This window comes from Streptomyces sp. NPDC028331, assembly GCF_055565775.1.
The window spans coordinates 37,063-63,842 of the sequence record NZ_JBVHTR010000030.1; the positions used below are offsets into that span (position 1 = coordinate 37,063).

Annotated in this window: 27 protein-coding genes and 1 tRNA gene; 16 read left to right on the top strand and 12 right to left on the bottom strand. The window is 71.1% G+C overall.

What is annotated here, in order from left to right; all coding sequences use genetic code 11:
- Nucleotides 1–136: 136 nt before the first annotated feature.
- The 5 genes from ACZ4SW_RS32475 to ACZ4SW_RS32495 all read right to left on the bottom strand — a co-directional run bounded on the left by ACZ4SW_RS32475 (nt 137) and on the right by ACZ4SW_RS32495 (nt 5,393).
- Nucleotides 137–1,792, bottom strand: coding sequence for a long-chain fatty acid--CoA ligase (locus ACZ4SW_RS32475; RefSeq protein WP_468252598.1), 1,656 nt, complete (start codon nt 1,790–1,792; stop codon nt 137–139).
- A 119-nt stretch (nt 1,793–1,911) separates the two neighbouring features.
- Nucleotides 1,912–2,466 carry a SigE family RNA polymerase sigma factor gene (locus ACZ4SW_RS32480; RefSeq protein WP_468252491.1) on the bottom strand — a complete coding sequence of 185 codons (555 nt, stop codon included), beginning with the start codon at nt 2,464–2,466 and terminating at the stop codon, nt 1,912–1,914.
- A gap of 259 nt (nt 2,467–2,725) precedes the next feature.
- Nucleotides 2,726–3,892, bottom strand: a complete 1,167-nt coding sequence (locus ACZ4SW_RS32485; protein WP_468252493.1) for a lipid-transfer protein — start codon at nt 3,890–3,892, stop codon at nt 2,726–2,728.
- A complete protein-coding gene (locus tag ACZ4SW_RS32490) occupies nt 3,889–4,359 on the bottom strand; it encodes a MaoC/PaaZ C-terminal domain-containing protein (protein ID WP_468252600.1) in 471 nt (156 codons plus the stop codon). The genes ACZ4SW_RS32485 and ACZ4SW_RS32490 overlap by 4 nt, the downstream gene beginning before the upstream one ends.
- A gap of 5 nt (nt 4,360–4,364) precedes the next feature.
- Nucleotides 4,365–5,393 (bottom strand): bifunctional MaoC family dehydratase N-terminal/OB-fold nucleic acid binding domain-containing protein, encoded by a 1,029-nt coding sequence (locus ACZ4SW_RS32495; RefSeq protein WP_468252495.1) that lies wholly within the window; start codon nt 5,391–5,393, stop codon nt 4,365–4,367.
- Between the two features lie 171 nt (nt 5,394–5,564).
- On the opposite strand from ACZ4SW_RS32495, the gene ACZ4SW_RS32500 reads away from it, so the two are divergent.
- Together ACZ4SW_RS32500 and ACZ4SW_RS32505 are read left to right on the top strand one after the other, a co-directional pair.
- Complete coding sequence (locus tag ACZ4SW_RS32500; protein WP_468252496.1) at nt 5,565–6,437, top strand: bifunctional DNA primase/polymerase; 873 nt, start codon at nt 5,565–5,567, stop codon at nt 6,435–6,437.
- 145 nt (nt 6,438–6,582) lie between these two features.
- Nucleotides 6,583–7,050: a DUF6083 domain-containing protein gene (locus ACZ4SW_RS32505; protein ID WP_468252498.1), complete on the top strand. Its 468-nt coding sequence runs from the start codon at nt 6,583–6,585 to the stop codon at nt 7,048–7,050.
- 482 nt (nt 7,051–7,532) lie between these two features.
- On the opposite strand, the gene ACZ4SW_RS32510 is transcribed toward ACZ4SW_RS32505, so the two are convergent.
- Nucleotides 7,533–7,862: a helix-turn-helix transcriptional regulator gene (locus ACZ4SW_RS32510; RefSeq protein WP_468252499.1), complete on the bottom strand. Its 330-nt coding sequence runs from the start codon at nt 7,860–7,862 to the stop codon at nt 7,533–7,535.
- Nucleotides 7,863–8,001: 139 nt separating this feature from the next.
- On the opposite strand from ACZ4SW_RS32510, the gene ACZ4SW_RS32515 reads away from it, so the two are divergent.
- The 3 genes from ACZ4SW_RS32515 to ACZ4SW_RS32525 all read left to right on the top strand — a co-directional run bounded on the left by ACZ4SW_RS32515 (nt 8,002) and on the right by ACZ4SW_RS32525 (nt 10,076).
- Nucleotides 8,002–8,370, top strand: coding sequence for an STAS domain-containing protein (locus ACZ4SW_RS32515; RefSeq protein ID WP_468252501.1), 369 nt, complete (start codon nt 8,002–8,004; stop codon nt 8,368–8,370).
- 55 nt (nt 8,371–8,425) lie between these two features.
- Complete coding sequence (locus ACZ4SW_RS32520; RefSeq protein ID WP_468252502.1) at nt 8,426–8,764, top strand: ANTAR domain-containing protein; 339 nt, start codon at nt 8,426–8,428, stop codon at nt 8,762–8,764.
- 349 nt (nt 8,765–9,113) lie between these two features.
- Nucleotides 9,114–10,076 (top strand): hypothetical protein, encoded by a 963-nt coding sequence (locus ACZ4SW_RS32525; RefSeq protein WP_468252503.1) that lies wholly within the window; start codon nt 9,114–9,116, stop codon nt 10,074–10,076.
- 222 nt (nt 10,077–10,298) lie between these two features.
- On the opposite strand, the gene ACZ4SW_RS32530 is transcribed toward ACZ4SW_RS32525, so the two are convergent.
- A tRNA-Ser gene (locus ACZ4SW_RS32530) sits at nt 10,299–10,383 on the bottom strand.
- A 170-nt stretch (nt 10,384–10,553) separates the two neighbouring features.
- Entirely contained in the window at nt 10,554–11,444 is an 891-nt protein-coding gene (gene arsM / locus ACZ4SW_RS32535; protein WP_468252505.1) for an arsenite methyltransferase, read from the bottom strand.
- A 105-nt stretch (nt 11,445–11,549) separates the two neighbouring features.
- Here arsM and ACZ4SW_RS32540 point away from each other — a divergent pair, with 105 nt between their 5' ends.
- The 3 genes from ACZ4SW_RS32540 to ACZ4SW_RS32550 are packed head-to-tail and all read left to right on the top strand — an operon-like array spanning nt 11,550 to nt 13,110.
- Nucleotides 11,550–11,924 (top strand): ArsR/SmtB family transcription factor, encoded by a 375-nt coding sequence (locus ACZ4SW_RS32540; RefSeq protein ID WP_468252507.1) that lies wholly within the window; start codon nt 11,550–11,552, stop codon nt 11,922–11,924.
- A complete protein-coding gene (locus tag ACZ4SW_RS32545; RefSeq protein ID WP_468252508.1) occupies nt 11,921–12,655 on the top strand; it encodes an aquaporin in 735 nt (244 codons plus the stop codon). Before ACZ4SW_RS32540 ends, ACZ4SW_RS32545 begins: the two co-directional genes overlap by 4 nt.
- A 32-nt stretch (nt 12,656–12,687) precedes the next feature.
- On the top strand, nt 12,688–13,110 hold the full coding sequence (locus ACZ4SW_RS32550; RefSeq protein WP_468252510.1) for an arsenate reductase ArsC: 423 nt from the start codon (nt 12,688–12,690) through the stop codon (nt 13,108–13,110).
- 313 nt (nt 13,111–13,423) lie between these two features.
- Here the strand turns inward: ACZ4SW_RS32550 and ACZ4SW_RS32555 are convergent, their stop codons facing one another.
- Nucleotides 13,424–14,929, bottom strand: coding sequence for a S1C family serine protease (locus ACZ4SW_RS32555; RefSeq protein ID WP_468252511.1), 1,506 nt, complete (start codon nt 14,927–14,929; stop codon nt 13,424–13,426).
- A 277-nt stretch (nt 14,930–15,206) separates the two neighbouring features.
- On the opposite strand from ACZ4SW_RS32555, the gene ACZ4SW_RS32560 reads away from it, so the two are divergent.
- The 3 genes from ACZ4SW_RS32560 to ACZ4SW_RS32570 all read left to right on the top strand — a co-directional run bounded on the left by ACZ4SW_RS32560 (nt 15,207) and on the right by ACZ4SW_RS32570 (nt 18,016).
- The gene (locus ACZ4SW_RS32560; RefSeq protein WP_468252513.1) at nt 15,207–16,016 is read left to right on the top strand and encodes a glycerophosphodiester phosphodiesterase; all 810 of its coding nucleotides are present in this window, start codon (nt 15,207–15,209) and stop codon (nt 16,014–16,016) included.
- Nucleotides 16,017–16,220: 204 nt separating this feature from the next.
- Nucleotides 16,221–16,763 carry an ATP-binding protein gene (locus ACZ4SW_RS32565; protein WP_468252514.1) on the top strand — a complete coding sequence of 181 codons (543 nt, stop codon included), beginning with the start codon at nt 16,221–16,223 and terminating at the stop codon, nt 16,761–16,763.
- A 272-nt stretch (nt 16,764–17,035) separates the two neighbouring features.
- Nucleotides 17,036–18,016 carry a DUF5926 family protein gene (locus ACZ4SW_RS32570; RefSeq protein WP_468252516.1) on the top strand — a complete coding sequence of 327 codons (981 nt, stop codon included), beginning with the start codon at nt 17,036–17,038 and terminating at the stop codon, nt 18,014–18,016.
- A gap of 394 nt (nt 18,017–18,410) precedes the next feature.
- Here the strand turns inward: ACZ4SW_RS32570 and ACZ4SW_RS32575 are convergent, their stop codons facing one another.
- Together ACZ4SW_RS32575 and ACZ4SW_RS32580 are read right to left on the bottom strand one after the other, a co-directional pair.
- The gene (locus ACZ4SW_RS32575) at nt 18,411–18,974 is read right to left on the bottom strand and encodes a hypothetical protein (RefSeq protein WP_468252517.1); all 564 of its coding nucleotides are present in this window, start codon (nt 18,972–18,974) and stop codon (nt 18,411–18,413) included.
- A gap of 92 nt (nt 18,975–19,066) precedes the next feature.
- Entirely contained in the window at nt 19,067–19,732 is a 666-nt protein-coding gene (locus ACZ4SW_RS32580; protein ID WP_468252518.1) for a bifunctional DNA primase/polymerase, read from the bottom strand.
- A 544-nt stretch (nt 19,733–20,276) separates the two neighbouring features.
- Here ACZ4SW_RS32580 and ACZ4SW_RS32585 point away from each other — a divergent pair.
- Both ACZ4SW_RS32585 and ACZ4SW_RS32590 read left to right on the top strand, forming a co-directional pair.
- Nucleotides 20,277–21,749 carry a PP2C family protein-serine/threonine phosphatase gene (locus ACZ4SW_RS32585; protein ID WP_468252520.1) on the top strand — a complete coding sequence of 491 codons (1,473 nt, stop codon included), beginning with the start codon at nt 20,277–20,279 and terminating at the stop codon, nt 21,747–21,749.
- A 100-nt stretch (nt 21,750–21,849) separates the two neighbouring features.
- Nucleotides 21,850–23,367: an aminopeptidase P family protein gene (locus tag ACZ4SW_RS32590; RefSeq protein ID WP_468252521.1), complete on the top strand. Its 1,518-nt coding sequence runs from the start codon at nt 21,850–21,852 to the stop codon at nt 23,365–23,367.
- A gap of 195 nt (nt 23,368–23,562) precedes the next feature.
- Here ACZ4SW_RS32590 and ACZ4SW_RS32595 read toward each other — a convergent pair whose 3' ends face one another.
- Nucleotides 23,563–24,018 carry an ATP-binding protein gene (locus ACZ4SW_RS32595; RefSeq protein WP_468252522.1) on the bottom strand — a complete coding sequence of 152 codons (456 nt, stop codon included), beginning with the start codon at nt 24,016–24,018 and terminating at the stop codon, nt 23,563–23,565.
- Nucleotides 24,019–24,270: 252 nt separating this feature from the next.
- Between ACZ4SW_RS32595 and ACZ4SW_RS32600 the strand changes: the two genes are divergently transcribed.
- From ACZ4SW_RS32600 to ACZ4SW_RS32610, 3 genes are all read left to right on the top strand, one after another.
- A complete protein-coding gene (locus ACZ4SW_RS32600; RefSeq protein ID WP_468252524.1) occupies nt 24,271–25,083 on the top strand; it encodes a hypothetical protein in 813 nt (270 codons plus the stop codon).
- A 160-nt stretch (nt 25,084–25,243) separates the two neighbouring features.
- The gene (locus ACZ4SW_RS32605; protein ID WP_468252525.1) at nt 25,244–25,993 is read left to right on the top strand and encodes a YcnI family copper-binding membrane protein; all 750 of its coding nucleotides are present in this window, start codon (nt 25,244–25,246) and stop codon (nt 25,991–25,993) included.
- A 104-nt stretch (nt 25,994–26,097) separates the two neighbouring features.
- The gene (locus ACZ4SW_RS32610; protein ID WP_468252527.1) at nt 26,098–26,772 is read left to right on the top strand and encodes an SCO family protein; all 675 of its coding nucleotides are present in this window, start codon (nt 26,098–26,100) and stop codon (nt 26,770–26,772) included.
- Nucleotides 26,773–26,780: the final 8 nt, after the last annotated feature.

The following is a 26,780-nucleotide window of genomic DNA, read 5'->3' on the forward strand; positions in this document are numbered from 1 at the left end:
AACACCGCCCCGCTCAATGCAGCGATCACTGTGCGTCAGCGTCAGAGCTGCGCGTCGGCGGCAGATCCGTGCGCCGACGTGAGATCTGCGCGTCGACGTGAGATCCGTGCGTCGACGTGAGATCTGTGCACCGACGTCAGATCCGCGTGACGTCCAGCTCTCCCTCCGCGTACTGCCGCCGCAGCACCTTCTTGTCGAACTTGCCGACGCTCGTCTTGGGCACCGCCTCGACGATCGTCCAGCGCTCGGGCAACTGCCACTTGGCGATGCCGCGCTCATCGGCGAGGAAGGAGCGCAGGACGGCGAAGTCGGCCGTGGCTCCCGGCTTCAGCACCACGGTGGCCAGCGGCCGTTCGCCCCACTTCTCGTCCGGGACCGCGACGACGGCGGCCTCGGCGATGTCCGGGTGGGCCATCAGGGCGTTCTCCAGGTCCACCGACGAGATCCACTCGCCACCGGACTTGATGACGTCCTTGGCGCGGTCGGTGAGGGTGAGGAATCCCTCGGGGCTGATGGTGCCCACGTCGCCGGTCTTCAGCCAGCCGTCCTCGCTGAACTTGTCGGCGGGGCGCAGCGGTTCGGCGTCCGGACCGTTGTAGTAGGCGCCCGCGATCCACGGGCCGCGCACCTCCAGTTCGCCCGCCGACTCGCCGTCCCAGGGGAGCCGCTCGCCGCCGGGACCGGTGAGACGGGCCTCGACCCCGGCGGGGAAGCGGCCCTGGGTGAGCCGGTAGGTGAACTCCTCGTCCGTGCCGACGGCGTGGGCCGGCGGCCGGGCGACCGTGCCGAGCGGGGACGTCTCGGTCATGCCCCAGGCGTGGCAGACGCGCATGCCGAGCTTGTCGAAGGCCTCCATGAGGGAGGGCGGGCACGCGGAGCCGCCGATGGTGACCTGGGTGAGGGAGGAGACGTCGCGCGGCCGGGAGGTGAGCTCGGCGAGCAGGCCCTGCCAGATGGTGGGGACGGCGGCGGCGTGCGTGGGCCGCTCCTTCTCGATCATCTCGGCGAGGGGGGCGGGCTGCAGGAAGCGGTCCGGCATCAGCATGTTCACGCCGGTCATGAAGGTGGCGTGCGGCAGGCCCCAGGCGTTGACGTGGAACTGGGGGACCACGACGAGGGAGGTGTCCTGGTCGGTCAGGCCCATCGACTGGGTCATGTTGACCTGCATGGAGTGCAGGTAGATCGAGCGGTGGGAGTAGACGACGCCCTTGGGTTCGCCGGTGGTGCCGGAGGTGTAGCACATGGCGGCGGCCTGGCGTTCGTCGATCTCGGGCCAGTCGAACGTCGTGGGCTTGCCCGCGATCAGCTCCTCGTACTCGTGCACCCGGGCGCGGGCGCCGTCGAGGAGAGACCGGTCGCCCGGGCCCGACACGACGACGTGCTCGACCGTCGGCAGCTTCGGCAGCAGCGGCGCGAGCAGCGGGAGCAGCGAGCCGTTGACGATGATCACCCGGTCGGCGGCGTGGTTGGCGATCCACACGAGCTGCTCGGCGGGCAGGCGGAGGTTGAGCGTGTGCAGGACCGCGCCCATGGCGGGGATCGCGAAGTAGGCCTCGACGTGCTCGGCGTTGTTCCACATGAGGGTCGCGACCCGGTCGTCGCCCCGGACACCCAGGTCGTCGCGGAGGGCATGGGCGAGCTGCACCGCGCGGGTCCCCGCCTCGGCGAAGCTGCGGCGCTGCGGCTCGCCCTCGCCGGTCCAGGTGGTGATCCGGGACGTCCCGTGCACCAGCGCCCCATGGACGAGGATGCGGGTGACGGTCAGCGGTACGTCCTGCATGGTGCTCAGCACGGAGTCCTCCCGGGCGTCATTGCCTGTACGGCAGTAGGGGGTCGCGCTGATTCTGCGCACATACCGCTTGGTATGTCACTAGGGGCCGGGATGATCGATCAAGGCAGGGGCACCGGTCCTCAGTGCACCGGTGCCAGTTCCGGATCCTCGCGGAGCTTGCCCAGGGCGCGGGACACCGCCGACTTGACCGTGCCGACGGAGACGCCGAGCACCTCGGCCGTCTGGGCCTCGCTCAGGTCCTCGTAGTAGCGCAGGACGACCATCGCCCGCTGGCGTGCGGGCAGTTTCATGATCGCGCGCCACATGGCGTCGTGCAGCGCCTGCTCCTCGGCCGGGTCCGCGGCGGGCAGGCTCTCCGGCTCCGGCAGCTCGTCGCACACGAACTCGTCGACCTTGCGCTTGCGCCACTGCGAGGTCCGCGTGTTCAGCAGCGCGCGGCGCACGTACCCGTCGAGCGCGCGGTGGTCCTCGATCCGGTCCCAGGCGACATACGTCTTGGTCAGCGCGGTCTGCAGCAGATCCTCCGCGTCGCTGGCGTTCGCGGTGAGCGACCGGGCGGTGCGCAGCAGCACCGGCTGACGGGCCTTCACGTACGACGAGAACGACGGGAACGGAAGGGTCTGCCTCGCCGGCGTGGCGGCGTCCGAAGCGCTGGTGCAGACGGGTGTGGTCATGGCTCCACGCTAGGTTCGGCGCCCCGTACGGCGGATCGCCCGCAGGTCCCGAAGACGCCTCCCCCTCAGGTTGTAGGCGGGGGGCCGGCTCCACCTCCTGAAGGTGGACGAGCCGGCGCTCACCCCTGAGGGTTGCCCCCTGAGGGACGAGTACGGGGGGAGTACGCGAGCCGTGCGCGCAGGGCAGGCGCACCGGGGTGAACGGGCCGCGCCGCCCGCGCCCCGTACTGGGACCAACGGGCCGCGCGGCGCACGCCGTTCATCCGTCCGCCGTCAGGATCAGGCCGGAGGTCGGTACGCCGGTGCCCGCGGTGACCAGGGTGCGAGCGGCTCCGGGTATCTGGTTGACCGCCGTGCCCCGCAGTTGCCGTACCGCCTCCGCGATGCCGTTCATGCCGTGCAGGTACGCCTCCCCGAGCTGCCCTCCGTGGGTGTTCAGCGGCAGCGCCCGCGCGGCCACGAAGTCCGCCGCCGCGCCGCGCTCGCAGAAGCCGAACTCCTCCAGTTGCATCAGCACGAACGGCGTGAAGTGGTCGTAGAGGATGCCGACGTCGATGTCCGCGGGCCCCATGCCCGATGTCCGCCAAAGCTGGCGGGCCACCACGCCGATCTCGGGGAGGCCGGTCAGGTCGTCCCGGTAGAAACTGGTCATCTGCTCCTGGGCGCGGCCCGCGCCCTGGGCGGCGGCCGTGACCACCGCGGGCGGGTGGGGCAGGTCGCGTGCCCGTTCGCGGGAGGTGACCACCAGTGCCTGGCCGCCGTCCGTCTCCTGGCAGCAGTCGAGCAGCCGCAGCGGTTCCACGATCCAGCGGGATGCCGCGTGGTCGGCGAGGGTGATGGGCCGGCCGTGGAAGTGGGCCGCCGGATTCGTCGCCGCGTAGGCACGGTCGACGACGGCGACGTGCCCGAACACCTCCGGCGTCAGACCGTACGTGTGCAGATAGCGCTGGGCCGCCATCGCCACCCACGACGCCGGGGTGAGCAGCCCGGACGGCAGCGACCAGCCCAGCGCGGTCCCCTCCGCCGACGGTTCGCGGTGCTGCACCCCGGAGCCGAAGCGGCGGCCGGAGCGTTCGTTGAAGGCGCGGTAGCAGACCACGACGTCGGCCACCCCGGTCGCCACCGCGAGCGCGGCCTGCTGGACCGTCGCGCACGCCGCCCCGCCGCCGTAGTGGATCCGGGAGAAGAAGGACAGCTCGCCGATGCCTGCGGCCTGGGCGACGGTGATCTCGGGGTTGGTGTCCATGGTGAACGTGACCATGCCGTCCACGTCCGCGGGCGTGAGCCCCGCGTCGTCCAGCGCGGCACGCACCGCGTCCACGGCCAGCCGCAGCTCGCTGCGCCCGGAGTCCTTGGAGAACTCGGTGGCCCCGATCCCCACGACGGCGGCCCGCCCGCCGAGCGTGTCCCTCGCCCGTACGCTCATGCCCCATCCTCACTCGGGACGCCTACGGCTCCGTCCCTGCTCGGCAGGGATCCGCCTCCCCCGGTCGCAGCGCTGCCGGCACCCCCGCCCGGCACGGTGACGGTGACCGTGCCCGTGACGTGCCGGCCCACGCCGTTCGCCCCGACGACCTTCACCGTGGCCGTGTCCCCGTCGACCTGCTCGACCGTGCCGGTCAGCACCATCGTGTCCCCCGGGTGGTTGGGCGCGCCGAGCCGGATGGCGACCTTGCGCAGGACCGCCGCCGGGCCGAAGTGGTCCGTGACGTACCGGCCGACCAGGCCGTTGGTGGTCAGGATGTTCATGAAGATGTCGGGGGAGCCCTTCCGCCGGGCCAGCTCGGCGTCGTGGTGCACGTCCTGGTAGTCGCGGGAGGCGATCGCGCCGGCCACGATCAGCGTGCGGGTGATCTCGATCTCCAGCGGCGGCAGCTCCGTCCCCGCCCGCAGCACGCTCACGGCGCCACCCCACGGCCGTCGTCACCGGCGTCGGTGGTGGCGGCGGTGGCGCCGCCGTCGTCGTCGGCGCGGAACACCGGGAGCTCCAGCTCCTCGTCGTATCGCACGAACTCCAGGCGTACCGGCATGCCGATCCGCACCTTGTCGTACGGCACCCCGGTCACGTTGCTGACGATCCGGACGCCCTCGGCGAGCTCGATCAGGCCGACGGCGTAGGGCGGGTCGAAGGCCGGGAAGGGCGGATGGTGCACGACGACGTACGAGTAGACGGTGCCGGCCCCGCTCGCCTCGAACGTGTCCCACTCCGGCGAGCCGCACACGGTGCACCCGGGCAGCCAGGGGAAGCGCGGGGTACCGCAGCCGGCGCACCGCTGGATCAGCAGCCGATGCCGGGCGACGCCCTCCCAGAATCCGGCGTTGTCCCGGTTGATCACCGGGCGGGGCCGTCTGGCGGCGGGCTCGGTGGTGGCGGACTGGGGGGTGACGGCCTCGGAGGCGGCGGACTGCAGGGGGGCGAGCTCGGTGGTGGCGGAAGCGTGCCGGGCGGGCGCGTACTTGAGGATCCGGAACCGGTGGGTCCCCACCGGCACGCCGTCCACGCGTACGTCCATCCGCGTCGTCACGAAGTACCCCGTGCCGAGCTTCGTGCGCTTGCGGTCCGAGACCGACTCGATCACCACGTCGAACGTGACCTCGTCGCCGGGGCGCAGCGGGCGCAGGTACTCCTGCTCGCTGTCGGTGGCGACGACGGAGGTGCAGCCGGCCTGGTCGAGCAGGGCGAACAGTTCGTCGTACGCCCGCGTGCGCCCGGCATGCCCGGACAGGCCGCTCATCGTCCACACCTGGAGCATGGTGGGCGGAGCGATGGCGTCCGGGCCGGTGTACGCGGGGTTGGTGTCGCCCATCGCCTCACACCAGTGCCGGATCATGGGCGCGTTGACCGGGTCCTTGCCGATCCCCGCGACGACGGCCGGCCGCCCCTCGTACGCCTTCAGCCGCGCGGCGAAGTCCTCCTCGACCGGCATCGTGGCGGGCCTCCCGGATCTCGTGGCGACAGGAACTCGCTGGGGAGCACTGCGAGCAAGACTTTCTGACTGTCCGTCAGTTAGGTGGGACTGTCAAGGTCCTTCCCGAGGGCCGCCCCGCACCCACCCACCCCTCTTCCCATTTTCGAACATACGTACGAACATAGAGTCATGGCCACCACCGAACGGCAGGCCACCACCCTGGCCCTGGCCCACGCCCTGTCCGCCGCGGAGCGCGGCCTGGCGGTGATCCCGCTGTCCCGTACGAAGCTGCCGGCCCTGCGATCCCCCCACCGCGACGACCCCGACCCGACGGCACCCGCCTGCCACGGCGCATGCGGCCGTTTCGGACACGGGGTGTACGACGCCACGACCGACCCCCGCCGCATTCGCGAGATGTTCGCCGCCGCGCCCCGGGCCACCGGCTACGGCATCGCCTGCGGGCTGCACCCCCACCACCTGATCGGCATCGACCTCGACACCAAGTCCGGCACCGACTCCTCCACGGCCCTGCGCGAACTCGCCCTGCGCCACCTGTTCACCATCCCCGCGACGGTGGTCGTACTGACCCCGAGCGGCGGCCGCCACCTGTGGCTGAGCGGTCCGCCGGACGTCGTCGTACCGAACTCGGCGAGCCGCCTCGCCCCCGGCATCGACGTCCGGGGCGCCGGCGGCTACCTGGTCGGCCCCGGCTCGCGCACCGAGCACGGCGTGTACAGCGCGGCTCCGGGCACCGCCCACCTGCCGCCCGCGCCCTGCCCGCCCGCCCTGCTGCGCCTGCTGACACCCCCACCGCGCCCGCCCCACGCCACCCCCTCGTCGGCGGGCCGGCACGGCCAGGGCCTGGTCCAGTTCGTCCTCGCCGCGCACGAGGGCCAGCGCAACACCCGCCTGTTCTGGGCCGCCTGCCGGGCCTACGAGAACGGCTTCGGCCCCGACCTGGCCCCCGCGCTGCTCGACGCGGCGATCCGCACGGGCCTCACCGCACGCGAGGCCCGCTCGACCCTCGCGTCGGCGGCCCGGATGACGGCACAACGACCGTGACCGCCACGCGCCGCCGCGCCACGTCGAGATGGTTTGAGGAGGTAGTGAAAGCTGTGCACCGATTGGGCCGTTGAAGGGCGACTTCAGCGAACAAGGCCGAAAGAAGCCCTGTTTGACCGATGTTTCGAGCACGCACACTCGGAAAATGGCGGTTCTCGAAGGTGTCAGTAGGCCTCGATGCCTGTTGTGCTCCGCGAGCGGCCCCGACGTCCGGGAACGCGGGCGCCTGGTGCCCCTGTCGGCCGAACTGTGCGACAGGTGCTGGAACACGGTCGCCAACGAGCTCGCCCTGGCCGAGGGGGCCACTGCGGCAGCGGAGCCGCTCCCGGACCCGGACGACGTGGGATGGGCCGAGCCCCGCACCTGCCGCCGGTGCCGGACCGTCGTGCGGTGCTACCCGACCAACTACGACCGCTGGGTCGAACTGGCCGCTTTCGAACTGTCGGCCAAACAGGTGCCGCCCAGGCATCGCTGGCGCCTGGTGAGCAGGACGGCCGCGAACAGTCCGGTCGAAGTGGAGAGGGTGGCCGTGAGGGTCTGCGCGATCGACCCGACCCCCGGAGAACTTGTCGTACCGGCTCACGAGTTCCTGTGCCTGAGCCAGCACGCATGACCAGCCGGAAAGGACGGCGACCCTTGACCAATCGACCTGGGCAGGGGCCGTTCCGCCGGGTGCGGATCAACGCGCTGACGAAGCGCTGCAGAGCGCAGAAGCGACAGGCGCCACCGAGCTGTTCTCCCAGGTCAGGCCCAGGCCGGCCGCGAGTGATCGCAGGGGGCCGTTAGGGGAGTTTCCTCATCACCCGCAACCCGATCCAATACGTGAGGATCGCAACCGCCAAGCTCGCGAGCGAAGCGGCTGTATACGCATACTCCCGGGTCAGTTGCTTCGCCGTTTCACGAGCTGGCCCCAGAGTGAAGAAGAAGCCGGTTGTGGCCGCCAGGGTGGCTCCGGCCTTGTCCTTGGTCCACCGTGCGTTCGGCCCGGAGTCGCTCGTCACCGGTCGGTTGTATCGGGGGCAGCGGGCGGTGCGCAAGATCGGGGTCGCGATCGGCCGCTTGTGGACACCTTGCGCCGTCAGTGCTCGCCGAAGGCTACTGAGCCACCGGGGCCTTGGCGCGCTCGGTCTCGTCCTGTATGAGCAGCGAAAGCAGAGAGGCCACGGTGAGGCCGGCCTCTGCCGGGTGGCGCAGCACCTTGTCGGGCTCGATGCGGTAGGTGTTCGTGCGCCCATCACGGGTGTGGGAGAGGTAACCGCCCTGCTCAAGGTCGGAGATGATGCGCTGGACGGCGCGCTCCGTGAGCCGGCAGCGGGCAGCGATGTCGCGGATCCGGATGCTTGGGTTCTCGGCAATGGCTGCCAGCACACGCGCGTGGCTGGTGATGAACGTCCATCCACTGTGAGGTTCGGGCACTCCAACCATGACCCGCATTTTAGGGGGCCACCATTGCCGAACCCAGATACATGACATATTTTTCGTGTAATCTCTGACGTGCTCCACGGGGAGCGCCACGGAAGGAGCCCCGAAGGTGTCCCGGGATGAGGCTGTCACGCCAAGGCTTATGAGCGACGCAGGCGGGGAGCAGGGGTCGGGCCGGGCCGGCGAACAGGCCCCGGAAGCTGCGTTGGACCAGTACGAATGGCGCGGTGCCTGGGTCGTCGCCGCTCACGGCTCCTACGACATGGATACGATCCCGCCTTTGGCCCACGCACTGGACACCGCCGCCAGGAAGCATCCCAAGGTGGTCCTGGACGCCTCCGATGTCGTCTTCGCGGACTCCTCGTTCCTCAATCTGTTGATCCATACCCATCGAGTGGGCACCCTGCGCGTGGCCGCGCCGCCATGGCGGCTTCAGCGGCTGTTTGCGATCACTGGAGCCGACACCGTCCTGGAGATTCGAGAGACCGTGGACGTCGCCGCCGTCTCCTGAGCCCCTCCGCTGAAGAGCCCGGATGCGCACGGACTGATGCAGCGCCGTTTGGAAGTTGCGGATCAACATGCAAGACCGCTCTGACGCCGACCGCGAGATCCGCGACCTGCGGAGGCAGATCGAGCAACTGAAGCAGGCGCTCGACTCGCACGCCCTCATCGACCAGGCGATCGGCGTGGTGATCGCCTACGGCGGCGTACAGCCCACACAAGGGTGGGCGATCCTCAAGCAGGTATCGCAGCACACGAACATCAAACTGCGGGAGGTGGCAGACCACGTCGTGCAGTGGCCGCAGAGTGCGTGCCTGCCTCCGGAGATTCGCAGCGCTCTGGATACCGCGTTGGAGAACCAGAAGCCTTCCCGTAGCCCTGCACCGCGCGTGCCCGTGGATTAGACACTGTGCAGCACTGAGCAAGCGCTGATCTGTGCTGCGCTGGTCGGCTCGTTCGCCGAGAGGCGCCCGCTGCGTAGTCCGCCGTGCGAGTGCGGAGCGCGGCCAGGGCCGCGGTCTCCTCTCCGCAGGCCGGACGGGTACCGACCGGGTATCAGTCATGCGGACGGAGATGCCCCACCCGTAGTCGGTTCAGAGCCGTAGCGGGAAGCCGCTTCCGCTGTTGCTCAGCAGTGACGTTCCGATGATCGGTCAGGAACGATCTTCGTGCCATGGTTGTCGTGCCGGCCCGGGGGAGGGCACGGCACGAGCCGCTGAATCGCTCAGCACGAAGTTGCCTGGGGGGCCTTCCATGTCCGTCCGTCGTCGTCTCGCCGGTACCGCCACCGTCGTCGCCGCCACCGCCGCGTCCGCCGCCCTCACGCTGCTCCCCGGTACGGCGAACGCCGCGACGCAGAGCACCACCGCCAACCCGCTCACCATCACGGCGACCCCGGCCCAGCTCGGTCCGCTGCTGCCGGGTGGGGCGGCAAAGACCTTCGACTTCACCGTCACCAACCACTCCGACGCCGCGATAGCCATGAACGGCGAGCTCAGCGGGGCCGCGCACGGTGCCCTGCCGCTGACCGACGGGGATGTGAAGCTGAGTGTGCAGGCGGTGCACGCTCCGGCCACCACCTCCCTTTTCGCCAGCCAGGACGGCGGCTTCATCGGGTCCTTCTACCCGAAGGGCGGCCACTGGGGCAGCACGTTCAAGCTGCCTGCTCACTCCAGCTACACCTGGAAGATCACTGTCGCCGCGACCAAGGCGTTCCCGATCAACGACGACCGCCTCGAGATCGGCTTCGGTGCCGTCGCCGACAAGGGCCGGAACGTGGCCGAGCGTGCGATGCCGTTCCACATCGGCGCGTTCGACCTGAACAACGGGGGCCCGATCGTCACCGAGGTGAGCGGTGGGAAGAGCCTGACGGCCAAGCAGCCGCTGACCCTGGATGTCAGCTTCACCAACCGCACCGGTCTGCCGCTGGCGAAGAAGGTCTACCCCTGGATCGGCCAGGGCTCCCGCTCCCCGCTGGCGGGCGTCACGCTCGCCTACGACCTGTGGGACGGCAAGCGCTGGGTGTCTCTCGGTAAGGGGGACACCGCACTGCCGGTCCTGCCCGCGCACATGGCCAACGGGGTCACCGTCCACGACAAGGTCCGGGTCCGTATCGCCGGCTGGAACAACAAGGCCCGCTCCGGCCAGATCCAGCTGGAGGTCGCCTACGACGGCTTCTACGGCGCCGTCGTCAAGAACATCCAGGCCGCCGACTGAGGCGCCCTCTCTCAGATGGGGCCTTGTCTCGCCTGTAAGAGCTTCCAGGCAGCCTGTATGACCTTCAACGGCCGATCTCTGTAGGGCTACGGATCAGAAGGTGCCCGTGCCCCACCCGTGCCCGCTCCTGCGAAAAACCACGGGGAACCGCGGTGACGAGCGGGCACCGCGCAGCACAACGGCCCCCGACCGCATTACCTGGTCAGGGGCCGTTCATCTGCGCGGTGGGTGTGGGATTTGAACCCACGGTGGCTTGCGCCACGACGGTTTTCAAGACCGTTCCCTTAGGCCGCTCGGGCAACCCACCTCTGCCCCGGCCCACCTGGGGCGGAGCGGCTACAGCCTACCGGCCTCCGGCCTCGCGCGGGGCTTGTGGTCCACATGGGGTCCACTGGCCGTCCTGCCCCTGTCCTCCACACCTCGGGCCCCCGCCGGGCAGCATGTGGCCCGACCCTGCCGCCGACGTCCGGGTCACCGTCAGTTCTGACAGCCGCAGCCGCTTGCGGCCTTGGCCTCAGCGACGGTGGTGGACGGATCGGCGGACTGCTCGCCGGAGGTGCAACAGGCGGTTACGCCGCAGCAGGCGGCGGTTGCGGAGGAGCCGTCCGACCCGGTCGCGCCGGCGGGCTTGACGGCGCGGACGATGGCGGAGTGCATGCCGTCGGCCACCGGGTGGGTGGGAGTGATCTCGACGTCCGTGAAGCCGGCCGCCTCCAGTCCCCGGCGGTATTCGGCGAACGACAGGGCACCGGCGATGCAGCCGACGTGGTCGCCGCGCTCGGCGCGCTGCTCGGGTGTGAGGGTGTCGTCGGCGACGACGTCGGAGACGCCGATGCGGCCGCCGGGCTTCAGGACACGAAAGGTCTCGGCGAACACGGCGGGCTTGTCGACGGACAGGTTGATCACGCAGTTCGAGATCACCACGTCGACGGTGTTCGCGGGCAGCGGGACGGACTCGATGGTGCCCTTCAGGAACTCGACGTTCGTCGCCCCCGCCTTCTCGGCGTTGGCCAGGGCCAGGGTCAGCATCTCGTCGGTCATGTCCACCCCGTACGCCTTGCCGGTGGGTCCGACGCGTCGGGCGGAGAGCAGGACGTCGATGCCGCCGCCCGACCCGAGGTCGAGGACGCGTTCGCCCTCCCGCAGTTCTGCGACGGCGGTCGGGTTGCCGCAGCCGAGTGACGCGGCGACGGCCTCGGCGGGCAGCGCGTCGCGCTCGTCGGCGGCGTACAGGGTCGAGCCGAAGTTCTCGTCGGCCTCGACCGGCTGCGGCCCGCAGCATGCGGTACCACCCTCGGTCACCTTCACCGCCGCCGCCGCGTAGCGCCGGCGGACGGTTTCCCGCAGGTCCGTGGACTGTTCGCTCATGACTCACTCCCGGGTGACGGGGCATGGCGGCGCCCCGGAACGGCCTGTATCGACGTTCGTTGATGCAACCTTGCGCCTTGCATTGAAGAACGTCAACATAGAGCCATGTCGAAACAAGAGCTCGCGGTGATCGGGCAGGACACCGCCTGCTGCGCCCATCTGGCCACGGCGCCGCTGGACGAGGACCAGGCGGCCGAGCTGGCGAAGGTGTTCAAGGCCCTCGGCGACCCGGTCCGGCTGCGGCTGATGTCGATGATCGCCTCGCGCGGCGAGGGCGGTGAGGTCTGTGTGTGCGAGCTGACCCCCGCCTTCGAGCTGTCCCAGCCGACGATCTCCCACCACCTCAAGCTGCTCCGGCAGGCCGGACTCATCGACTGCGAACGGCGCGGGACCTGGGTGTACTACCGGGTTCTGCCGGGCGTCCTGGATCGGCTCGCCGCGTACCTCACCGCGCCACGGACCGCCGGAGCCACCGCGTGACCGCGCCCCTGGGCCGACGGCTCGCCGCCGAAGCCGTTGGAACCGGGCTGCTGGTGGCGGTGGTGGTCGGCTCCGGTATCCAGGCCGCCGAACTGTCGCGCGACGTGGGCGTGCAGTTGCTCGCCGACTCCCTCGCCACCGTCTTCGGCCTGGGCGTGCTGATCGCCCTGCTCGGGCCGGTCTCCGGGGCGCACTTCAACCCGGCGGTCACCCTGGCCGCCTGGTTCACCGGCCGCCACAGGACCGACGGCCTCACCCTGCGGGACGTGGCCGCGTACGTGCCCGCACAGATCGCCGGGGCCGTTGGCGGGGCGGTCCTGGCCGACGCCATGTTCGCCGAACCGGTGGTCGAGTGGTCCACGCACGACCGGTCCGCTTCTCACCTGTGGCTCGGTGAGGTGGTCGCCACGGCCGGGTTGATGCTGCTGATCTTCGGCCTGGAACGCATCGGCCGAGCGCCCCTGGCACCGGTGGCCGTGTCCTCGTACATCGGTGCCGCCTACTGGTTCACCTCCTCCACCTCCTTCGCGAACCCGGCAGTGACCATCGGCCGGGCCTTCACCGACACCTTCGCCGGAATCGCCCCTGCCTCCGTCGCCCCGTTCATCGCTGCGCAAATGGTGGGAGCCGTGCTCGGGCTGGGTGCCGTCATCGCGGTGTACGGCCGTCCCGCTCCCGCCGGGGACGAGGTCGTCGTCCCCCGCGTCGAGCCCGAACCCGCCTCCTCCTGACCCACACTCCCCTCTCCCGGAAGACGCCCGCCATGAGCACCCCCGCCCCGCGCCCCTCGGTCCTGTTCGTCTGCGTCCACAACGCCGGCCGCTCCCAGATGGGCGCCGCGTTCCTGACCCACCTGGGCGGTGACCGGGTGGAGGTCCGCTCGGCCGGCTCCGCCCCCGCCGACGCGGTCAACCCCGCCGTGGTCGAGGCGATGGCGGAGGTCGGCATCGACATCTCCGCCGAGACGCCCAAGGCCCTCACCACGGAGGCGGTGCGGTCCTCGGACGTGGTGATCACGATGGGCTGCGGAGACGCCTGTCCGGTGTTTCCCGGCAAGCGGTACCTGGACTGGCGACTGGACGACCCGGCGGGCCGGGGGATCGGCGCGGTGCGGCCCATCCGGGACGAGATCGAGCAGCGCGTGCGGGGCCTGCTCACAGAGCTCGGTGTCCCAACGGAGGCATGAGGGACTGCCCGTGTACCGACGAGCCCGGTGAACTCCACGGCCGAGACGGTGCTGGATCGAGGTGGACGGGCCCATGCGGAAGGGTGCCCGGGTGCCCCTCATCCAGGGGCACCCTTCGACCAGTAGGTCTCTGACCAGCGGAGGCGGTGGGATCCGAACCCGTAGTGGCGCTTTCACGTCACCGCGGTTTCCAAGACCGTTCCCTCGGGTCGTTCGGGCGGCCCAGCTCAGCCACGGTCCACCCGGGGCGCGGTGGGAAAGTCCCACCGGTCCCGGGCGGTGCCCGTCCGGGCCACCGGGTGCATCGTGCGGCTCAGTTGTCGCCGACGCGGGAGCCCAGGGTCAGTTCCACGGTGTGGGTCCTGCCGTCGCGCTGGTAGGTGATCGTCACCTTGTCGCCGGGCTTGTGGGTCCAGATCTCGCCGATCAGGGTCGGGCCGCTGTCGATCACCGTGTCGTCCAGCTTGGTGATCACGTCGCCCGGCTTGAGGCCCGCCTTGTCCGCGGGGCCGCCGGACTCGACCGGGGCGGACCCGCCCGTGCCCTGCTCGGTGATCTTCGCGCCGCTGCCGGAGTCCTCCAGCGAGACCGAGGCGCCGATCTTCGCGTAGACCGGCTTGCCCGTCGCGATCAACTGCTGGGCGACGTACTTCGCCTGGTCGATCGGGATCGCGAAGCCCAGGCCGATCGAGCCGGACTGGCCGCTGCTGCCGAACCCGCCGTTGCTCGTGGACTGGATCGCCGAGTTGATTCCGATGACCGCGCCCTGGGCGTCCAGGAGCGGACCGCCGGAGTTGCCCGGGTTGATCGAGGCGTCCGTCTGCAGGGCGCTCATGTACGACGCCTTGCTCCCGGAGCTGCCGTCGCTGGAGGCCACCGGACGGTGCTTGGCGCTGATGATGCCCGAGGTCACCGTGTTCGACAGGCCGAAGGGCGCGCCGATCGCGATCGCCGGATCGCCGACCTCGACCTTGTCCGAATCGCCGAGCGCGAGGGGCTGGAGGTCCGAGGGGGCGTTCTTGAGCTTGATGACGGCCACGTCGTACCCCTGCGCGTGGCCGATGATCTCGGCGTCGTACTTCTTGCCGTTGGGGAACGTCGCCGTGAGCTTCCCGCCGTCGACCGCCTCGGCGACGACGTGGTTGTTGGTGATGATGTGGCCCTGCTTGTCGAAGACGAAGCCCGTGCCGGTGCCGCCCTGGCCGCCCGTGGACTCGGCCTCGATGGTGACCGTGCTCGGCAGTGCCCTGGCGGCCACGGCGGCGACCGTGCCGTTGTCGTGCTTCACATCGCCGCCGCTGGTGGCGGCGGAGACCGTTGTGGAGCCGCTGGAGTCGTCGTTCTTCGCGAGCTGGTAACCGATGCCGCCGCCGACGCCGCCCGCCACCAGCGCGGCGACGAGGACCGCGGCGACCAGACCGCCCCGCCTGCTCTTGGGCTGGGGAGCCTGGTTCTCGTACGGGGCGCCCCAGGGGTCGGCCGCACCGCCGCCGCCCGCGTACGCGGGAGTGGCCGGCGGAGGCGGCGGCCAGCCCGACTCGGGGGCGGAGGAGGCCCAGGGGCGGCCCGGCGGCACCGGAGGGAGCTGCGCCGTCGCCGCGCCCTCCGGCTGCGGCGCTCCCTCGGGCCGCGGCGGCTGCGGGGCGCCCGGTCCGAACGGCGCGCCTGCCTCCGGGGGACCGCCCGCCGCGCCCGGGGTCTCCGCGGACGGCGCCTGCCCCTCGGGAGCCGCGCCCGGCGCGGAAGCGGGAGCGTCCGCCGGCACGGGGGGTGCAGACGGGGCCGGGGGTACCGAAGTGCCCTCGTTCTCGGTGCTCACAGCTCTTCTCCTCGTTCCACGGCTGTCTTCTCGGTCGCACTCGGCCGCACTCGCTCACCCACGCGCGGCGCAGGGCGCTCAGCTGTGCATGTCCCTTTGTACGCCGTCAAGCTTTTCCCACCGGACGTCAGGGCACCATAAACGGCGGCTGTGGGTCCGTGACCACCCTTTATAACGGACTGGTGCGAACAGAAATCTGCATTCCCGGCATCTCTTCGATCCCCTCACGTCGTCCAGCGGTCCCACGGGTACCCCGGGACGGTGGGACGATGACGCGGTGACCCACGCACGACAGCACCCGGTCCAGGTGGTCGCCCACCGCGGGGCCTCCGAGGACGCCCCCGAGCACACCCTGGCCGCGTACAAGAAGGCGATCGAGGACGGTGCCGACGCCCTCGAGTGCGACGTCCGGCTGACCGCGGACGGACACCTCGTCTGCGTCCACGACCGGCGCGTGAACCGCACGTCCAACGGGCGCGGCGCCGTCTCCGCCCTGGAGCTCGCCGAACTCGCCGCGCTGGACTTCGGCTCCTGGAAGAGGGGCGACGAGGAGCCCGACTGGGAGCACCGGCCGCAGGACCCCGAGGACACCTCGGTGCTCACCCTGGAGCGGCTGCTGGAGCTCGTCGCCGACGCCGGTCGGCCCATCGACCTGGCCATCGAGACCAAGCACCCGACGCGCTGGGCGGGGCAGGTCGAGGACCGGCTGCTGCTCCTGCTGAAGCGGTTCGGCCTGGACGCCCCCGAGTCCGCGCAGAAGTCGCCGGTACGGATCATGAGCTTCTCGGCGCGGTCGCTGCACCGGGTGCGGGCGGCCTCGCCGACATTGCCGACGGTGTACCTGCTGCAGTTCCTCTCGCCCCGGCTGCGGGACGGGCGGCTGCCGGCGGGGGTCCGGATCGCGGGGCCCTCGATGCGGATCGTGCGCACTCACCCGGCGTACATCCAGCGGCTGAAGCGAGTCGGTCACCAGGTGCACGTGTGGACGGTGAACGAGCCGGACGACGTCGACCTCTGCCTGGAGCTGGGTGTCGACGCCATCATCACCAACCGCCCGCGCGCCGTGCTGGACCGGATCGGTCGCTGAGCGCGGCCGGCCTCCGCCACGGAACGTTTCTGCTCCGGGACTCGCATATGGGCGAAAACCAGCCAACGCGATGACAGGGAGTGCACCGGCGCGTTCGTTCCGTGTTCGTTCGTGTCAAGTGCATCACCCCGTGTGTACGGACGGTTTCCGGTCCGGTCGCTTGGGGCATTCACACCGTGGCGTGGGGCAAAGGAGGTCTCGGGGGTGGCGTTGGTGGTGGCACAGGAGGTGCCCACGTCGTCGAGCATGGCCGTACCCCATGGTCCTGCGGGCGTGGGGGAAGCGAGACACCGGATGCGCGATCAGTTGCGCACCGGTGGTGTATCGGAATCGGTCATCGACGATGCAGTACTGATCCTTTCGGAACTGCTCAGCAATGCGTGTCGACACGGCAGACCACTCCGCGACAGCCTGACGGAGGACGGTGACGTGCGCGCCGCGTGGCGCGTCGACACCTCCGGGCGGCTCACGGTCGAGGTGACGGACGGCGGCGGCCCGACCCGCCCGGTTCCGGCGACCCCGTCGGTGACCGCGCGCGGCGGCCGGGGGCTCAACATCATCAGGGCGCTGGCCAAGGACTGGGGCGTGCGGGACGACGCCCACGGCGAGGTCACGGTCTGGGTCGTCGTCCAGGACGACACCGCCTCGGCCCGCCGCAGCGAGGACTTCGCCTCACGCGTCACGGCACCCTCCGTGTCGCAGATGCCGGGGCTGGATTTCGGGGACGCGTTCGACGCGTTGGACTGAGGCGGCCGGGTCGCCCGACGGACGTCGGTTCCTCGGCGCAGCACGTACGGGGGCACAGCACGTACGGGGGCACAGCACGTACGGGGGCACAGCACGTGCACGGGCAGAGCACGTGCAGGGTCGCAGCGGTACATGGACGCTCCCTCCCTACCCCGATCCGCGTACCCCCAGGTGGACCCTTCGGTGCGTTGTCCACAGGATCCCTTCCGGAGTGGTACGAGCGGCTAGGCTCGCGACCGTACGAAACGAGCCGTAACCGGGAGACACGCACGATGGCCAAGAAGCGACCCCAGACCCAGGCCAAGCGCCCGCAGCCCACGGGCGGTGCCCGTGCCGACGGGGACGTCCCGGTCGTCGGCGGCCGGGAGCCCTGCCCCTGCGGCAGTGGCCGCCGCTACAAGGCCTGTCACGGCCGTGCCGCCGCGCACGCGGTGACCGAGCTGGTGCAGCGCCCCTTCGAGGGACTGCCCGGCGAGTGCGACTGGGTGGCGCTGCGCGAACTGGTGCCGGCGGCGACCGCCGAGCTCAAGCTCCGGGACGAACTCCCCGAGGGCGTCCCTTCGGTCACGCTCGCCACGGTCCTGCCGATGGCATGGCCGGCGCTGCGCCGCGACGACGGCTCGATCCTCCTCGGCCTGCAGAACGACACGGCGTCGGGCGACCTCAGCCGCGACCTCGCCGACACCCTCCAGCGCGCTCTCACCGCCGAGCCGGGCACCCCGGTCCAGGGCCGCCGGCCGCCCGCCGACGGCCCGCGCCTGCAGGACCTGCTGGACCCCGAGGGCCCCTTCGAGCCGGTCGTGCACAGCGGCTTCGAGTTCTGGGTCCCGGACGCGGAGAACACGACACCGGAGGTGGCCGCCTCCCTGGAGCGGGCCAACGCCGCAGCGATCCCCACCGTCCGGCTGACCGGCGTGGACGCCGCGTACTGGTGCGAGACCCCCGAGAAGAACCACCTGCGGTGGGTCATGCCGCACTCCGAGGAACGGCTTCTGGACGCGCTCGCGCGGCTGCACGCGGCCGGCCGGTCGAGCCTCGCCGAGGGCACGCGCCTGGTCGGCTCCTTCCGCGCGCACGGGCTCACGGTGCCGGTCTGGGACCTGCCGAGCGGCATGGGCGCGGACGACGTGGAGAAGCCGGCGGCCGAGTTCGCCGAGCGTCTCGCGACCGCGCTGGCCACCGAGGCGCCGCTCACCGCGGAGGAGCGCCGGGCCCGCGGCGGGCTGACCAACCGACAGGTCACGCTGAGCTGACGCACAGTACCGGCCCGATCCCCCGGTCGGGCCGGACCGGCCACCGCGACGTCCGGCCTCAGGTGACTCCTGTCACAAGACCCTGCTGCGACCGGCCAATCCGTGTCCGAATAGCCGAGATCGAATTTGCGAACAGCCGATCTCTTGTTACGGTTCCAGTAGCCCGGTTGCTGGTGCATCCCCCGTCGCCAGCAACCGGGTCTTTCCATGTGCGGGTACGCGCGGCGCGTCGAGCCGCGACATCAACTGCCGTAGCGGGTCGCCGAGTTCACTGATTCACCACCACAGACGAGCGGCGAGTCGCCGCCGTACGAGAACGGCGGTCGGTGCCGTACCCGACCGGCGCGTCAGTGCCGTACCCGACCGGCGCGTCAGTGCCGTACGGACCGGGGGTTCACTGTCCGCTCGCGGTCGCCTGGTCGCTTCCCGAGCGCAGCAGCAGCGGTCCGCTCCCGTCGCTCCGGGAGAACTCCGCGACCGCCGAGTACGCCCCCATGTCGCCCGCCACGCGCTGCCGTGGCGTGTCACAGACCGCCGGGTCGTCCGCGGAATCCACCGCGCAGTGCATCTCCACGCTGCGCCCGCCCGGCGCCATGAAGCTCAGGACCCCGGTCAGCCTCTCGCCGGTGGCGTTGCGGTAGTAGGTGCGCGCCCAGGTGTCCCGCCCTTGCGTCAGCACACACGTCTGCGCCTCGATGCCGTCGCGCGAGGAGAGCTGGGGGCCGCAGCGAGCCGCGGTGGCGAGCCCGAGACCCAGCAGCCGGGGCCGTGAGGGCACCCGCCGCTTCGCGTCCTCGTGCACGGGCGGGTGGAGCGAGGCGCGGTCCGTGTCACCGACCGGCCCGGCGGACGCCACGGCGATCGGCACCGCGATGACGGCCGCCACCACGCCGAGGAGCGCGAGCAGCCGCATCCGGCCGGACTTGGGCCGATCGTCGGCCCCCACGCCCGTCTCCATCCCCCGTTTCCCGTGACCCCCAGGACGAATCAGCATGAGGCCGAAGATATCGGCCGATCACGGGCGTCAGGTCCGCCGCGCGCCCGACACCCTCAGAACTCGGGCGCGCTCACACCCGTACGAGTGAGTGCGTCCACGACCGCGTCCACCACGGCCTCCACGTCGGGCACCCAGGGCGAGGCGGACCCCGGCAGCGGTGCCCGCTCCCAGCGGATCGCGCCGTGGCCGGTCTCCGACGGAGGCAGCGCCAGATAGCCGCCCTCGCCGTGAAAACGCAGCGAGCCGGGGACGAAGTCCTTGGCGTACAGCAACTCGCCGAGTTGCTCCATGGAGTAGGGGGCCACGAGGATCGACCAGCGGTGCGGCGCCGCCACAACCGGGCCGAGACGCATGCCCTTCCGGTCGAGCGCGGCCAGGGCGCGCGAGGCGGCGAGGGCGGGCAGGCTCACGGCGCAGGGCGCCGTGCCCCCGGTGGCCAGCACGATCGGCGCGGACGGCCGGTTGGTCCACCACCAGCGCACCATGCGTTCGTCGGTGGTGGCCGCGAGCAGCCCGGGGTCGAACGGGTGCGCGCCGGGCACCGTGCACTCCGGGTCGGGACAACCGCAGCGGGCACGCCCCTGCGGGTCAGGTGCCACACCCGGGAGTACGGGCCACTGCCATTCGGTCGCGAAGGTCAGGGCCGCGCTGATCAACTCAGGCCTCCCGTTGTTCCGCCTGGACAGGAGCCTGCGTCGCCTTCCGAGGATCTCGCGCATGAGCGCTCGTTCCTTTCCGTTGCACGCCGGCAACACCGAGGACCACATCACATCATGTGTCGATCACTTCACTGTGCGTACCTACTGGCGCATCACACCCCTGTCCGGGACAAGGGGAACCCCTATGGGCCGAGCGTTGGCTGCGTCCGCGTCCATACTGCGCCCACCACAAGCATGGGCGTGGCGTGGGGTGGCGGCGCCTGGCGATTTGCCGTCCCGCTCTTACTCGCCGCCTCCACCACGGGAGGATGGGGCTCGGCCGTCGGTGGTTATGACGCCCGGTTGCGGTGCCAGGTTCCGGATGGCCCCCAACCACCCCTGGCCTTCACCGAGTACGTACCCATCACGACCGCTGTGACGCTCCGTTGAACAAGGCCAGTCGACCGCAATACATCGATCCCTGAGACTGTTTTAAGCCAACTTTGCTGTCCCGTAAGGGGGGAGAACCTGCACCCCGGACACCAGGAATCCCAGCAGGACAATGCTGGACATCCCCTCCTGAGTGCGTGTACATGTGGAGCCACCGCTAGCGGCGCAGATTGACATGGGGGTTTGCGATGCTATCGAGCGATACGCTCCGGCCCGAAGGCCGGACGACATGAACGCCCCTCACCCTCCGAAAGTGGCCGGAATCAATGCACCGGTTCCCCCACCCACCCACACTGTCGCGCCGACGCCTGCCGCCACGGAAGCCCCCTCGGCCGCCTCATCGACCTCCACCGGCCCTTCCGACCCCTCCGGCCCGGGAACACTCCTGCAGGACCGGCTCGCGGGCTGGGTCTCCGATCTGACGACGCTCCACGAACTGACCGAACGCCTGGCCCGCACCGGCTCCCTCGCCGAAGCGCTCCAGGAAATGCTGCGCGCCGGAGCCGCCCTGGTGGGCGCCCGGCGCGGTCTCGTCGTACTGGAACCACACGACGGACTCGGCCCGGACACCACGATCGGCCTCGGCCTGGGCCGCGCCGACCTCGGGCACATCGAGACCGTTCCACGCAGCTCCCTGTCGTACGGCAGGATCCTGGAGGGACTGCCGGGCGGGGAGCGCGGGATCGCGCAGCCCGACCTGTTCTCCGAGGACGGGCTCGACCCCCGCCACCGCGAGGTGGCCGCCCGCCTCGGCTACGCCGCGAGCTACGCGCTCGCCCTGTCCACCGATGGCGCCGGCCGCCTCGGTGCCGCCGTCTGGCTCTACGACGAACCCGCCGAGCCGGTCGAACGCCAGCGCCACCTCGTCGGTCTGTACGCCCGCTACGCCACCGAGCACCTGGCGCGCATGGTGGAGATCGAGCGCACGCGCGCGTGCATGGCGGCGATCGCCGACGAACTCCTGCCCACCCGGCTGCCCCGCATCCCCGGCGTCCAGCTCGCCGCCCGTCGTCGCACGAGTCCGCGCGGTGGCGGCGACTGGTACGACGCGCTGCCGCTGCCCGACGCCGCGCTCGGCCTCGCCGTCGGGTCCGTCACCGGCTCGGGACCCGGCGCGGTCGCCGCGACCGGCCGGCTGCGGGCCTCGCTGCGCGCGTACGCCGTGATGGAGGGCGAGGACCCGGTGGCGGTCCTCTCCGACCTGGAGCTGTTGCTGCGGCTCACCGAGCCCGCCCGCTCGGCCACCGCCCTGTTCGCGTACTGCGAGCCCGCGCTGCGCAAGCTCACGCTCGCCGGAGCCGGGCACAGCCCGCCCCTGGTGATCGGCCCCAGACGCACCGAGTTCGTGGAGACCTCGCTGTCGGCCCCCCTCGGCATGCTGGCCTGCTGGGAGGCGCCGAGCATCGAACTGACCGCGGAGCCGGGCGAGACCGTACTGCTCTACACCGACGGGCTGCTGCAGCGCACCGGCGACCCCATGGACCGCGCCTTCACCCGGCTGCACGCGGCGGCCACGAGTGTGCCCAGACCGCTGCGCATCGACCCGGGAGCGGTCGCCGACCACATCCTGCGGACGGTGCTGCCGGACGGGCTCGGCGACACCGACAGCACGGAGGACGTGGTGCTGCTGGCGGCACGCTTCGAGTGAGCCCACGCCCACGCCGGGTGACGGCCTTTTCCCGCCCTGGCCCCCGCCTGTACGACCGTACGATGGGGGTGGCCCAGTGCCGTATCCAAGGAGGATGACCGTGGCGGACGAGCTCACGCCGGAGACCCCGGTATCGGATCCTGCTGCTACCGCAGCGGGCCCGGCGACCCCGGAGACCCCGGAGGCGCCGGAGGAGACCGAAGAGCCGATCAAGCAGCGCAAGAACGGCCTGTACCCGGGCGTGTCCGACGAGCTGGCCGAGAACATGAAGTCGGGCTGGGCCGACACCGAGCTGTACGACCTCGAGCCGATCGCCCAGGCCGCCGAGACCGCCGCCCGCCGTGCCGCGCTGTCCGCGCGCTTCCCGGGCGAGCGCCTGGTGATCCCCGCGGGCAACCTGAAGACGCGCTCGAACGACACGGAGTACCCCTTCCGCGCCTCCGTCGAGTACGCCTACCTCAGCGGCAACCAGACCGAGGACGGCGTCCTGGTCCTCGAGCCCGCCGATGGCGGCCACAAGGCGACGCTCTACCTGCTGCCCCGCTCCGACCGGGAGAACGGCGAGTTCTGGCTCTCCGGCCAGGGCGAGCTGTGGGTCGGCCGCCGCCACTCGCTCACCGAGGCGGAGAAGCTGTACGGCATCCCGGCCTCGGACGTGCGCGAGCTGCCCGGGAAGCTGAAGGAGGCCACCGGCCCGGTCCGCGTGGTCCGCGGGTACGACGCGGGCATCGAGACCGCCCTGCACGACAAGGTCACCGCCGAGCGGGACGAGGAGCTGCGGGTCTTCCTCTCCGAGATGCGGCTGGTCAAGGACGCGTTCGAGGTCGGCGAGCTGCAGAAGGCGGTCGACTCCACCGTGCGCGGCTTCGAGGACGTGGTGAAGGTCCTCGACAAGGCGGAGGCCACCTCCGAGCGGTACGTCGAGGGCACGTTTTTCCTCCGGGCGCGTGTGGAGGGCAACGACGTCGGATACGGCACCATCGCGGCCGCCGGCCCGCACGCCTGCACCCTGCACTGGGTGCGCAACGACGGCCCCGTCCGCTCCGGCGACCTGCTGCTCCTGGACGCCGGTGTGGAGACGCACACGTACTACACCGCGGACGTGACCCGCACGCTGCCCGTCAACGGTCGCTTCAGCGAGATCCAGAAGAAGATCTACGACGCGGTGTACGAGGCCCAGGAGGCCGGTATCGCCGCGGTGAAGCCGGGCGCCAAGTACCGCGACTTCCACGACGCCGCGCAGCGCGTGCTCGCCGAGAAGCTGGTCGAGTGGGGTCTGGTCGAGGGCCCGGTGGAGCGGGTGCTGGAGCTGGGCCTGCAGCGCCGCTGGACCCTGCACGGCACGGGCCACATGCTCGGCATGGACGTCCACGACTGCGCGGCCGCGCGCGTCGAGACGTACGTGGACGGCACGCTGGAGCCCGGCATGGTGCTCACGGTGGAGCCGGGCCTGTACTTCCAGGCGGACGACCTGACCGTCCCGGAGGAGTACCGCGGCATCGGCGTGCGCATCGAGGACGACATCCTGGTCACCGAGGACGGCAACCGGAACCTCTCGGCGGCCCTGCCGCGCCGCTCCGACGAGGTCGAGGCGTGGATGGCGTCCCTGAAGGGCTGACACGGAAGCGACGGCGCGACGGGCCGGGCACCGACGGGTGCCCGGCCCGTCCCATGAGGTGCGGGGTCCGCGGCCGACTGCCGCTGACGGTCGTCGAGTCCGGGTCGCCCGCACAGGTCCGCGAAGACGTCTCGGCCGCGAACGTCCCGTGCCGGACGCCGAGTCGGCCACCGGTCCGAACGGAGTCTTCGGGCACTACACCGCCAGCAGCGGAGAGTCGGTGCGCCACTTGAGGATCTTGTCGAAGCTCACCACCGCGCCGCCGCGGCCCGGCTTGTTGCCGATGTGCACGTGGTCGGCGAGCTCCTCGATGAGACCCAGGCCACGGCCGTGCTCGGCGTCCGGGCACACCGGGCGGGTCACCGTACGAGGTCTGCCGGCGGGGAAACCCGGGCCGGAGTCGGCGACTTCGATGCGGCACTTCTCGCCGTCGAGGTAGGCCGTGACCCGGTACGCCTCCGACACACCGCCGTTCGCGGTGTCGCCCCCGTGCTCCACCGCGTTGGCGCAGGCCTCGCTCAGGGCGACGGAGAGGTCGTAGGAGACGTCCGGGTCGACGCCCGCGGTCTCCATCGTGCCCAGCAGGAGTCGTCGGGCGAGCGGCACGCTCGCAGCTTCGCGCCGCAGATGGAGTGACCACCAGATGCTCATGCTCCAGCCTCCTGGCCGCGGCTCGACATACCGTTACGTATTGCCACGAGTGCGCGGGGGCAATCGCCCGATTGTCGACTTCCCGCCCGTTCGGCGGATGCGCCGGGGCAAGGGTCGGGTGTATGCGGGGACGGCTTGGAGACGGATCGACAGAACGTGATCTTCCGGATCACTTCCCCGATTATCGCATTTACATCATCTTGCGGACCTGCCGTACGGCCCCGCCCAGGCCGGTGGGATGATGAGGCCGCCATGAGTGCCCCCCACCCGCGCACGGCGCGCACCGGATGCGATCTCCGGGTCCTGCGGGCCGCGGTGTTCGCCGCGGTCTGCGTCGTGCTGGCCGCGGCCGGGCACGGGGTCGCCTCCTGCGCCACCGTCCCACTGTGGACGCTGGGCGCCGGCTTCCTCGGCGTGTTCGCCGTCGCCGCCCTGCTCGCCGGGCGGGAGCGCTCGCTGCCGGGCATCGCGGCGGTCCTCGCGGTGGGCCAGATCGCACTGCACACGCTGTTCGGGCTCGGGCAGCACTCCGGCGCCATGACGTCGGAGGCGATGTCCACGGACGACGCCGCGCTCGTGGCCCGGGCCGCGCACCTGATGTGCGGCGCCGCCGCCGCGACCCTCTCCCCCGCGCACGCCCAGAAGATCCTCTCCGACGCGCGGCTCGTCCCCGCGGCGGACACGGCCACCGCGCACCACCCGGCCGACGCCCTGTCGGCCGCCGGCTCGTGGTGGTCGGTCCTGCCCTCGGTGCCCATGCTGCTCGGACACCTCCTCGCCGCCGTCGCCGCCGGATGGGTGCTGCGCCACGGGGACATGGCGCTGCTGCGGCTCATGCGGCTGTCGGCGCACGGAGTCGCGGAGGGGGCGCTCGTACGAGCCCTCCGCTCGTCGTTCACCCTCGCGCGCGCCCTCCTGTCCGGGCTCGCGGGCGCGCCCGACGCGGGGCCGCGCGCCCCTCGCCCCCTCTTCCTGCTGCCGCCGAAGCCGCGGACGACCACGCTGCAGCACACGGTGATCCGGCGCGGACCGCCGTCCTCCACTCCGTTCGTCCTCGCTGCCTGACGCGACCGCATCACTCCACCCGTCCGTACGGGAGAGGCTGCCGTCGCGCGGCACGCGCGCGTGCCCGTAACCAGGGACCGGCCACGGCCGTGGTCGGCCCCGCGCACGCGCATCTCTCTTCGCCAACGGACTCTCACTCGAAGTGGAGTGGTCTCACGCCATGAAGGCCATCAAGGGTTCCCTGAAGGGCTCCCGCCTCGCCGTCGCCGGTGCCGCCGCCGCATCGGCCGTCCTCGTCCTGTCCGCGCCCGCCTTCGCACACGTGACCGTGCAGCCGGAGGGTCAGGCCGCCAAGGGCGGTTACGCGGTCGTCGACTTCAAGGTCCCGAACGAGCGGGACGACGCCTCGACCACCAAGCTCGAGGTCAGCTTCCCGACCGACCACCCGCTGGCCTCGGTGATGCCGGAGCCGCTCGACGGCTGGAAGGCGCAGGTCACCAAGTCCAAGCTCGCCAAGCCGCTCACACTGCACGGACGGCAGATCGACGAGGCCGTGACCAAGGTCACCTGGACCGCCACCGGTAAGGGCATCGAGCCGGGCTACTTCCAGAAGTTCCCGCTCTCCGTCGGCCAGCTCCCCGAGGACACCGACCAGCTCGTCTTCAAGGCCCTCCAGACGTACTCGAACAACGAGGTGGTGCGCTGGATCGAGCCGCAGAAGCAGGGTCAGGGCGAGCCCGAGAACCCCGCCCCGGTGCTCGAACTGGCCTCCGCCTCCTCCTCCGGCCACCACGGCTCCACGGCCGAGGACGCCTCCGACACGTCGGCCGCCAAGGACACCGCTGCCGACACCACCTCCGGCGGCACCGACACCACCGCCCGCGTCCTCGGCGTCGTCGGCATCGTCGTCGGCGCGGCGGGCGTGGCGTACGGCGTCCTGGCCGGCCGCCGGCGCACCACCGACGCCTGAGATCCACTTCGCCTCCGGGCGCGCAGGGGCCGTACGACACGCCGTCACACGCCACGTACGGCCCCGGGCGCACCCGTAAGATCTGACATCTGGGACATTTCTCTATGCGCACCAAGAAGACGCTCGCAGCGGCCGCCCTCCTCGCCACCGCCGCGCTCACCCTCACCGCCTGCGGGTCCGGTGACGGCGGGGACAAGCCGGTCGCCGTCGTCTCCGCCGAGCCCGGCTCCGAGAAGGCCGGAACGGTGCTGGACCAGCCGTTCGAGAAGCCGGACCTCGTCCTCACCGACACCCACGGCAAGAAGTACGACCTCCGCGCTCAGACGAAGGACAAGCCGACACTGATCTACTTCGGCTACACCCACTGCCCCGACGTCTGCCCGCTGACGATGAACAACCTCGCCGTCGCCAAGAAGGAGGTGGACCGGAGCAAGCAGCTCACCCAGGCGCAGAAGGACTCGCTGCGGATCGTCTTCGTCACCACCGACCCCGAGCGTGACACCCCTTCCGCACTCGGCGCCTGGCTCAAGGGCATCGACCCCTCCATCGTGGGCCTCACCGGCGACTTCTCCACCATCCAGGCCGGCGCCCGCACCCTCGGCATCAGCATCGAGCCGCCGAAGAAGGACAAGGACGGCAAGATCGTCTCCACCCACGGCACCCAGGTCATCGCGTTCTCACCGAAGACCAACGGGGGTTATGTGGTCTACGGCCAGGACGCCACCGTCGACGACTACATCCGCGACATACCCAAGATCATCAAGGGGGAGAACCCGTGAGCCGCCGT